Below are 9431 nucleotides of genomic sequence, written 5' to 3'. Positions count from 1 at the left end.
GCCTCAATGAAGGGCTGCGCCCGCAGGCGCAGCAACGGGGTCCCGATAGCGTACCCGTTGACCTGCGAGGATAGCGGAGTTCGCGAACCCTCGTCCACGCCACGCAGCCGACATATGGACCACCGCGCCGGCCCACTCGAGACAGGCGGCGTGACCTGCAGAAACAGCACGCGAGGCGTGTCCGGGGTTTTCCGCCGCGCTGCAGGGTTCGCGTCAGATGACCAGTGGCCCCTGTCCGGTGAACGGTCGGGCCACGCCGATGAACTCGATCCGATCGCCACCGGACAGCGGTCCGAGGTCGCATACGAGTAGCGAGTCGGTTGCCACATCGAGCTTGTCCGTAACGGCTGCTTTCAAACGGATCAGCTTGGCCGGTTTGGCATCAACGACGAAAACACTGTATTGCAGACGATCCCCGTACGATTCCAATGTCTTGGCCACGCGGTTCCGGCGAGCATCGGACTCGACATCGTAGGCGAGGAGGTAGCGGCGCACCTTGTCGCTCACCGGATGACAATTCCCTGGTAATGCTGCTGCGTCCCGTCCAACACGCCGAGCACGAGCCGAGCTTGAATCTCCATCGCCCGCCGCCACGTAACACGATATCCGAAGATCGGATGGCGGAACTCGGTTGCCACACGCCGTTCGTACGCCGCGATCAATGCCGATCTTGCGTTGTCGCGGAGGCGAGCGGATCCCGTGACGGTCGAGAACGATGCGGCGTCCAGTTCCCCGTTGTTGAACGCACCGATGACAACCGATTCGGCGACAGGTGTGCGGAACTCCTCGCACAGGTCGAGCGCCAAAGCTGGCTTGTTCCTGTTGCTCGAATGCAGAAATCCCGCATGCGGGTCGAGGCCGCAAGCAACGACCGCACGAACGAGGTCTGCGGTCAGCAGTCCGTAGCAGAAATTCAGCGCGGCGTTCAACGGGTCGATCGCTGGTCGCCGTGTACGGCCGGCGAAGCCCAACGGCTCGCGAACACGGGGACTCAGCATACTTGCGAATTCGGCGAAGTACTTGGCCGCAGCCTCCCCTTCTACCCCGAAGACTCCGTCCAAATCCCGAGCCTCTCCGACACGGCGTTGTAGCGCACGCATGTCCTGCACCGCGGTCGGGGCGTCACCGTGTCGCCGAAGCAGGGTCGCCTGATTCGCGATCTTCGCCGTGATGAATGCGCGCGCGAGGTCCAGGTGGCCACGATCAGAGGCAACGTGCTGCCTGACCCGTGGACCACCGTTGGGCGCGCTCGCCGACGACGCCCACCCGATAACTCGACCGGTTCCGGAGCACCACACGACCGGAACCCGCCGCCACAACAGCTCCCGCAGCAGGCCACTGGATACGTCGATATTTCCGTGCAACACCAGTGCGAACAGCCGCTCGATGGGAACCGTCCCCAAGTCCGTCTCTGCCTTGACCACACGGACTCGCCCCGAGCGAAGCGATGCGCGAGCACCAGGCGTGGCGACATGCAGCATCTGAGCATCCGGGTCTGCAACGAGTACCTGTCGCGTGACCGGTGACAGCTTCCGCTCGTCGGGAAGGCATACCCCTGCGTGTGAGCAGGACCGGCATCGCGGGTCGTCGACGAGCGGTTCGGGCGCCGTGCCAGAGGTGAGCATGGCACGCAAATCGTCGACATGTCCTCGCGCCGTCACGAAGTCGTCGTCAGTCAGGTTCACATCGACTCTCGTCTTGTGCTCGACGAAGTACACGGCGGTTCCGTGTACCGTAAAACCTGCCTCTCTCAGAGCTGCTGCTTGCAACGCCAGCTGAACGATCATCGGCTCCGTGACGGTCGCTCGCCTGCGAACGGGCGTCGCCTTGTACTCGATCACGGTTGCGCGCCCACTGTGGTCGATTTCGACGGTGTCGCAACGGCCGTTAACTCCCAACGTTTCGCTGGCGACATCGACAGATCGCAGCGAATCAGGACGGGACCGTTCCGGATCGTCACTGGCGCGATGAGCGGCAACGCCGTGCGCCATCTGCCTGGTGTCGGTCGTCTCTCCCATCGCCTCGAGCCAAGCGCGGCGCGGGCAGAACGCCTGATGCGCGACCAGGCTGATCGGGACCGGGTCATCACCGAGGGTCATAACGGAATCGCCTCCGCTCTCAACGCTCTGCGTTCCGGCGCGTTGTCACTGCCGAAACGTCCGATCGGGAAGCGAAGGACACCGGCAACGCCCCGCGCACGCAGCCACGTCGACGCCGCTCGTCCGCCGAGCGGGTCGTGCTCGTCGGTCAACCCCGTCGACGCGGCGTCACGCAGCTGCGCCGAGGCCAGGATCGAGCGTGCCCGCGCAGGCCGCCAACGGCCTCGCCACACCGGCACGTAGAACCATTCGCGGCGACTCCGGCCCAGATGTCCGCTGGTGACCGCGGTTCCGGACACACGGTGTGCCAGCGGGAACCATCCGATTCCCCACAGCGCACACCAGACGAGCGCACTGTCCACCGGCCCCGGGGTGGTCATGCCCGTCGCCGACACACTGTCAGGTTTCCCGCCGAGTTCGTCGGACGCGGCGCTGCCGTCCAGCCCGGCCACGATTTGACCCGGCTTGCGGACCAGCAGTTTCTCGGCGAGCGGTCGCAGTCGGTTTCCGACGAACTCGGATCCACGGTTACGGGGCTGCATTTCGAAGCGGCTCGCACCGTCGTCCTGCAACACTTCGTTGCGCCGGTTCACGCTCCAGTACGACGGCTCCCCCAGTGCCGCCAGATACCGTAGATCTCCCCACCTGTGCTGTGCCGCGAGCCGGTCCAGGATCTCCTCGCGCCCGGTCTGATGACTCTGCCACTGCTCGTCGGCCGTGAACGCCGTGAGTCTGGGACTCATCGTTCCGCGCCCGTCGTCGTTCGTCTGCGCTACCCATTCACGTCGGCCTTCCACGTGAGCACGTACCGCGTTCTCGATGACATCCGGTTCCAACCCCTCTCCGAGCAGGACCGGTCTGCCGTCCTCCCACGTCAGCAGCACATCGACGTCGGCTTCCTCGAGGATGTCGCCGAGGCCGTAGAAGGCCATGTGGTGCAGCAGTACTTCCTGGTCGGCACCGGCCATCACGAAGCGGGTCATCGTCCCTCCGCGGAGATCTGGCCGTCCGCTGCACGCAGGACGGCTTCGAGGTAGGCGCATATCCATACGCCGTAGCGGCGCTCGGTGCGGTGGATCAGCTGCGGCCAATCTCCCTCGTCGAACAACGTCGTGGCGAGCGAGCGTGCAGCGTCGCTGTCGTCCTGACTCATCAGTTCACCGGCCACATGGGGGAACTCGGCACGGCCGTGTCCGTGCGTGGTCCCGACCAAGCGCACGACGAGTTCGCGGTCACCGTCCGGCGACAACTGTGGCCAGGCGTCGACCACCGACCGCTGCTCGTGCCGCCAGCCCGTCGGCAGTTCGGATGCCTCCTGTCTCCGCCGCAACGCCGCACGTGCAGGTTCCCCGGCGCTCTTGGCCAGCAGCATCTCCGCGTCGCCCCCGAGCCGGCGCTGGAAGCGCGGGTCTGCCTTCCCGTCGTCGTGATGTTCCGCGGCTGTCCGTAGCACCTCCACAGTGTCGCCGGGCAGCCCGAGCAGTCGCGCGAGTTCGGTGACCCGTTGACCGACAGCCTGTTGATGTTTGTCCAGCGGCACCGAGTCGGTGTTCGGCGTCCATTCCTGCCGGACGTACTCGTCCGCCGTCGCACGACGTCGGTCGATCACCACGGCCCGGCACGGCGCTCCGTCCTCGTCGCGCTGCACCACGACCTCCACCCGATCCCCGTTGCGAAGGAGATCCCGCGCCGCCTCGGCCATGTGTCCGGTGGCGTGCGCCTCGAGCCAGTCCAGCACCACCGCAGGCTCGTCGATCTCGGTCTCCGGCACGTCTGTGGGGGCTTCGAGCTGCCTGGCCAGATCCGCGACAGACTCGTCGACCTCGCCGTCGCCCCGTCCACTTCGTGGGCCGAGTTCGCATCGATACACCACGTCGCCCGGTCGGAGCTCGGGCAACAATTCGGCGGTGTCCTCCAGCACGTCGTCGGCGGCGGAACCACCCGAGACCGTGACGACCTGTGGTGTCTCGCTGCCGTCACGACCGGAAGCGGTGAACATCCGGGTGAGTTCATCGACCACCACGACATCGCCAGGTCGGATCCGGGGCCGGTCGGTGCCTGCTTCCGTCCGCTCCCACACCACAGGAGCGACCTGATCGCCGCGCACCACGATCGCGCGAGTTTCCGCTCTTCCGGCAGCGACGAGCGCTTCTCGCGCCGTGTCCACCGGCACGCTGAACGTTTCGTGCCTGCGAGGAGGTAGCAGTGACACCCACTCGACGGCCTCGGTCGTGTCGGCCGGAAACTTTCGGACCACGACGCCGACGTTGAAGTCCGGGTCGAAATCCTCGGACAACCAGAGTTCGAGTTCGGGATCGGACGCCAGGCTGTCGCTCGTGCGGGCCCAGTGCCACACGTTCCCCGGCTCGGGCCGCTGCAGCAGGCGACGCCGTGTACGCGGGGTGGGTGGCGGATCCTCCCGCAGTGCCCAGGGCGCGAGTCCTTCCGGTGCGGCTGCGCGTCGCTCGATCCACTCGTGAGCGGCGATGAGGTCGTCGCCGGCGTACGGGCCGGAGCGGGTGTCGTTCCGGAGCCCCTCGTCGGGCACGATCACGATGACCGGCCCCTCGTCGCGCTCTCCCCGGCGGTTGACACGGCCCGCACGCTGCGCCAGAGCCGAACCACTGGCGAGATCGGTCACGATGCCCGCGAGATCGAGGTCGACGCCAACCTCCAGTGACTGGGTCGACACGATGACATCGACAGCAGCGTTGCCGCCCGGGCCGAGCACACCCGGGTACGTGTCGTCCAACCGCTGCAGGTCGATCGGGCGAATCTGGCCGCAGATCAACACGACTGTCAGTTCCCGGTCACGCGTGGCTCGGAGCCTCTCTGCCACGTCCACGGCACGCGCCACCGTGTTGACGAAACAGCCGACGGTGCCGCCGAGACCGCGATCACGCAAGGAAACGGTGTGCCGCGCCAATTCGTCGACGACTTTGGCGGGCGGCTTCGTCGCTGCCCACTGCTTGACCGCAACCAGCTCCACCGGTTTCGGTCGCGTCAACCGTGCACACAGGGTTCCCTCCTCGGCCAGGTCCGCGTCCTCTACCCCGAGGTGCACCCCGTCGGCGCCTCCGGGAGTGGCGGTCGTTTCGACGACCTGCAGCGGGGAAGGACCGTGCCACTGACGTTCGGCGAGTGCGACGAGTTCACCGACCCGCCGGGCCGTGTGCAGCAGCTGCCGCGACAAGTGAGCCTCGTCGATCAGCGCGGCAGTGTCGACGGCCAGCAGACCGGCCTCACGCGGCCATGCACGTGCCGACGATCCGTAGCCGCGGAACAACAGCCGACTGCCGAACATGTCCGGTGTCGCGCACAGCACGGCTGCCGCCGTGGGATGGTCCGACCACCGTCTGGACGGCGGAATTCCGCCACGCAGGCGGGCCGCCAGCAACGGTGAGGTGGCTTGCTCGGGCGAGTCGGCACGTTCGTCGAAACGTCCCTGCACCCGCCAGAGCTGTTCCGCGACTGCACGCAGCACCGGCGCTTCGCCTGGTTCGGCAAGCCGGTCTGCGAGCGCGCGTGCGTGCGCGTACTGGTCGTCCACCAGGACGCGCCGGTTCACGACCATGGCCAATCGACGTGGCGGCAGCGGGTCGCCCTCCGCGACCGCGACGGCGAGCGCGAAAACGTGGACGTCGATCGCGGACGTTTTTCCGGAACCGGTCGGTGCGACGAGCGCTTCGGGCCATCGCCGGGTGCGGAGCACAGTGTCGAGCAGCCGCCATTGCCACGGGAACGGCTCGTGTCCCTCGTGGAGTTCGGCGAAGAACGCTCGGAAATCGTCGCGCGTCACGGCGACGTCGGAACTCACGCCCACTGCTCCTCCACCTGCTCGCCCTCAGGTCGGTCGTCGGGTACCAGCAGTCCACCGCCGAGATGTCGTGACTGCCCGATCGCCTGCAGGGTCTGCGATCCACCGAGCCCTCCGAGCGACAGCAATGCCCGGTAGGGCCGCACCACGGCATGCGGATTCACGCGGTGGACGTAGTCCTCCGGACGTGCGCCGCGAAGTGGTCGGGCCGCAACGACCGCGGCGCCTGCGCCGGTGACTGCGTCGACGAATCCGTTGTCCCGTTCGGCTCCTCTGCCGCTCGGTTGTGTGAGCAGTGGCGTGGCCTGCCAGACGAATCCGAGCGACAGCAGAGCCGCGTGCGCAAATGTCCAGCCGTCCCGGCCACGGGTGTCCGGGACGGCCGGCGGGCTGGTGCGCCACAGCCGCACCGTGCCCGGATCCGGTTCGTACCAGAACTGATCACCGGGTACGACCTCGACGTCACCGGCGACGTCCACCTTGCCGACACGTCCCCCGACTCGCAGCTCGCGCAGCATCGATACGGCGCGGTACACCGAAGCAGCGTCGGCAGGCTCGGCTTCGCGCGGCACCATGACCGCGAGGGCCGGCCCACTGTGGCCGGGCAGTCGTGCAGGAAGGGTTCGATCGACCACATGGAGTGCGACCCGGTTCGCCGGCCGGCGGACACCTTCCGGATACGAGCCGGTCAGCACCGACGGAGCACTGCCGTCGGTCGCGGCGAGAAGCTTGATCAATGCACGGTGCGCGGCCACGGCGACCCGGACACGGTTCGGCTCGGCGATCTCGTCGCCGAGCGGAACCAGCAACACGTCCGTCCATGGGGCCGTCTCGGCGTGATGTTCGCGGGCCCGGTACCGCGCGGGGCGTACCGCCCGCCGCGGGGGCACCGGACTCAATGCGCGCTCGTCCGTGCCGGCCTTGCCGCTGCCGACCTTGCCGGATCGCTCGGCCCGGTGCGCATCGACCAGTTCGTCGACGCGTCCGGGGGCGGGGAGGTCTACTGTCGTCCCTGCTGTCGCGCTGAACGCGTCGCCGTGAATGTCCAGTTCGTGCGTCGACTCGACGTCGGCATCGGATTCGCCGACCGTCAGCACCACCGGAGATTCCGTCGAGCCGAGATACGGCACATCGGCGCACAGGGCGCGCAACGCGTCGGCAACCGGTTCCGGCGGCTGCTCGCGCCATGTCCACACGAAGCTGCCGTTGACTGCGACCGCGGTGTGCTGCTTCGGGAGTTTCCGGATCCGCTTCGTCTTGCCGCTCTTGGCTATCGTGCCGTCATCCCGGTACTCCACCGCGTCGCTGGTGCTCACTCGGATCTCGGGGATGCGCACGTCGGTCGGCGGGTTGTGCTCCAACCAGCGCAGCGCGACCTCGTCGGCATCGCAGGGAGACAGTTCTCCGTTGCGTTCGACGGCACGTGGTCCGAAACCCGCCGCCGCCAGCAATGCCGAGTGCAACCGTGCCACGGAAGGCATGCGGTCGGGCGTCGAATCCGGCCGGCGTGCTCGATAGGTGCCGGAGGGGAATTCGGCGTGTATCGAGAACCCCATCAGTTGCCTTCGGGTTCGTCATCGGCGGCACCGGCCGCGATCGCCGGATCGCCCGTCACCCGCAACACGACACCGTTCCACGACACCCCGGCCACGCGTTCCGCATGCTCGAGGGCACTGGCCAGGAGGGCGTCGGCAGCCTCGATGCCGGGCGCGGCGAACTCGGTTGTCGCGCCGGCTCGACCCAGTACTTCCACGCGGGTCGGGGATGCCTCGACGAGGTCGCAGTTCGCACGCAGCACCAGCTCGGCGTCCGAGCGAGCCAGCCCGCTCAGCGCCAGGGCTACCAGCAACGCACGACAGGCCGCGTCCCCTTCGGAGCCCGCACCGAACCGAATCTGGCGTAACGCCGCGAAGCTGAGCACGTGCGATCGCACGATCCGGCGACAGGCGACACCGGCAAGGGCCTCCAGCGACGGCGGAATCCCGCCCAGCCCGGCGTTTGACGTCTTGGCTCGCTTGTCGCCCTTCGCCCCGGCTGCGGCCTTCGTCAAGGTCTCATAGGTCTTGCCGCTCAGCTCTGCGCGCTGCCGGTCTGCCAGAGCTTTGAGTTCCGGGCCGCTCAGCTCGATCCGCATACCCATCGGGTCGGACCTGGCTCCGCCTTTGCGTTCCGGTTCGGCCGGCTTGCGGCAGTACCCGATGATCTCGCCCGTGAGGAGGCTGCGCCAACGACCTTGCCGGGCAGCACGCGTGGCGTCCCACGATCCGAAGACCAGACTCGCCGGGCTCGCGTCGAACAGCGCACGGGCGTCGGCGTGACTGGCGTCCCTGACCCCACGATACTGTTCGAGAGTCGGTGCAGGGTTGCCGTCCAGTGAACCGGCTCGTACGTGCCCGTCGAAAGCACGATGGGGCAACTCCAGATCGGACAGTTCGATGGTCTCGCCGTTGCGAGAGTATTCGACAACCAAGCGTGGCAGGCGCGACAGCACAGCGTGCCCGTCCCGAATCGCTTCGGCCAAGCCGTGCTCGACCCGGTTCAGCTGAGACTGTTTCGAATCGATGATCACCACGTCGGACGGGTTCCCGTCCTCGTCGTACCGCGTCTCGTAGGCGTAGGTCCCCATGTCCGACCGACCCGATGCGAACTTCGCAGGGGCCACCGAGGCGTGCGGCCCGGCGGCGGGTTCGAGTTCCGTCACCGATCTCAGGCAGTTCGCACCGCCCGCCGCGACCGCGGACAACAGATCGTCGAGTTGCAATGATTCCACTATGTCGTCTCCTGTCGTTCGGGACATGGATCGCGGGTCAGGTAACCGGAGGGTTCGCTGCAGCACCCCGGTCCGTTACGGGTCCGGCCGAATTCGATTCCTCTGGCAGTGAGAACAGCCGGTCTTGCCCGGGTTGGCGTTCTGTTTCCACCGAAAGAGGTCTCGCGCCCACGGCGATGGCGGTGGTAAAGCCTGGGAGAAGACCTCGAAATCCCGTACCGAGGCCGTTTTGAAGGCCCACTTCATCAAGCCGTTCCATGCCAGGTCACATACGGCGTTGACGAGCACGGCCGCGACCACCACGACCCCCAGCCAGTTCCCCATCGGCCCGTCCTCGGGTTGAGTGTGGGGAGCCCGAGCGAAATGCGCTTGCGGCAACGATGCCTGTCAGCAAGGCAGCCTTCATGAAGAACCCGAGCTCCGTGCATGGTACTGCCTAGCTGACAGGCAATTCAACACCATGACGATGTCATCGTCCTGCTCGGGACGATCGGTGTCAAGGAACGGGCTGCCAGGGTGAGCGCGTTCGCCGGCTTCAACCACCCGTTCGCCGGACCAGACCCCATCAGCTGACGCGAACCCTGAAATGCGGCGGCAACCCCCGGTCACCCTTCGCATGCTGTTTCGGCAGGTCAACTCGCTCGCCGCCAGGTTGGTCGTGCGATACCGGCCCGTTTCACCCCTCACGATGAGTGAGGGTTCGCAACCTCCGCTATCGTTGCAGCTCAAGGGGTACGCTATCGGG

Annotated in this window: 6 protein-coding genes; all 6 read right to left on the bottom strand. The window is 67.0% G+C overall.

What is annotated here, in order from left to right; translation table 11 throughout:
• Positions 1–213: 213 nt before the first annotated feature.
• Genes cas2 through cas7g form a run of 6 tightly spaced genes read right to left on the bottom strand, consistent with a single transcriptional unit; the run spans position 214 to position 8686 of the window.
• Positions 214–507, bottom strand: a complete 294-nt coding sequence (gene cas2 / locus LY41_RS10760; RefSeq protein ID WP_253863728.1) for a CRISPR-associated endonuclease Cas2 — start codon at positions 505–507, stop codon at positions 214–216.
• Complete coding sequence (cas1, locus tag LY41_RS10755) at positions 504–2099, bottom strand: CRISPR-associated endonuclease Cas1 (protein ID WP_253863727.1); 1596 nt, start codon at positions 2097–2099, stop codon at positions 504–506. The genes cas2 and cas1 overlap by 4 nt, the downstream gene beginning before the upstream one ends.
• Entirely contained in the window at positions 2096–3082 is a 987-nt protein-coding gene (locus LY41_RS10750) for a hypothetical protein (RefSeq protein ID WP_253863726.1), read from the bottom strand. The genes cas1 and LY41_RS10750 overlap by 4 nt, the downstream gene beginning before the upstream one ends.
• The gene (gene cas3g / locus LY41_RS10745; protein WP_253863725.1) at positions 3079–5916 is read right to left on the bottom strand and encodes a type I-G CRISPR-associated helicase/endonuclease Cas3g; all 2838 of its coding nucleotides are present in this window, start codon (positions 5914–5916) and stop codon (positions 3079–3081) included. The genes LY41_RS10750 and cas3g overlap by 4 nt, the downstream gene beginning before the upstream one ends.
• The gene (gene csb2, locus LY41_RS10740; protein WP_253863724.1) at positions 5913–7472 is read right to left on the bottom strand and encodes a type I-G CRISPR-associated protein Csb2; all 1560 of its coding nucleotides are present in this window, start codon (positions 7470–7472) and stop codon (positions 5913–5915) included. Before csb2 ends, cas3g begins: the two co-directional genes overlap by 4 nt.
• The gene (gene cas7g / locus LY41_RS10735; RefSeq protein ID WP_253863723.1) at positions 7472–8686 is read right to left on the bottom strand and encodes a type I-G CRISPR-associated RAMP protein Csb1/Cas7g; all 1215 of its coding nucleotides are present in this window, start codon (positions 8684–8686) and stop codon (positions 7472–7474) included. Before cas7g ends, csb2 begins: the two co-directional genes overlap by 1 nt.
• Positions 8687–9431: the final 745 nt, after the last annotated feature.

It is taken from the genome of Prauserella halophila, from assembly GCF_024171895.1.
Classification (GTDB): Bacteria; Actinomycetota; Actinomycetes; order Mycobacteriales; family Pseudonocardiaceae; genus Prauserella; species Prauserella halophila.
Note: the sequence above shows the minus strand (reverse complement) of the source record. Positions and strands in the feature narration are given on the sequence as shown.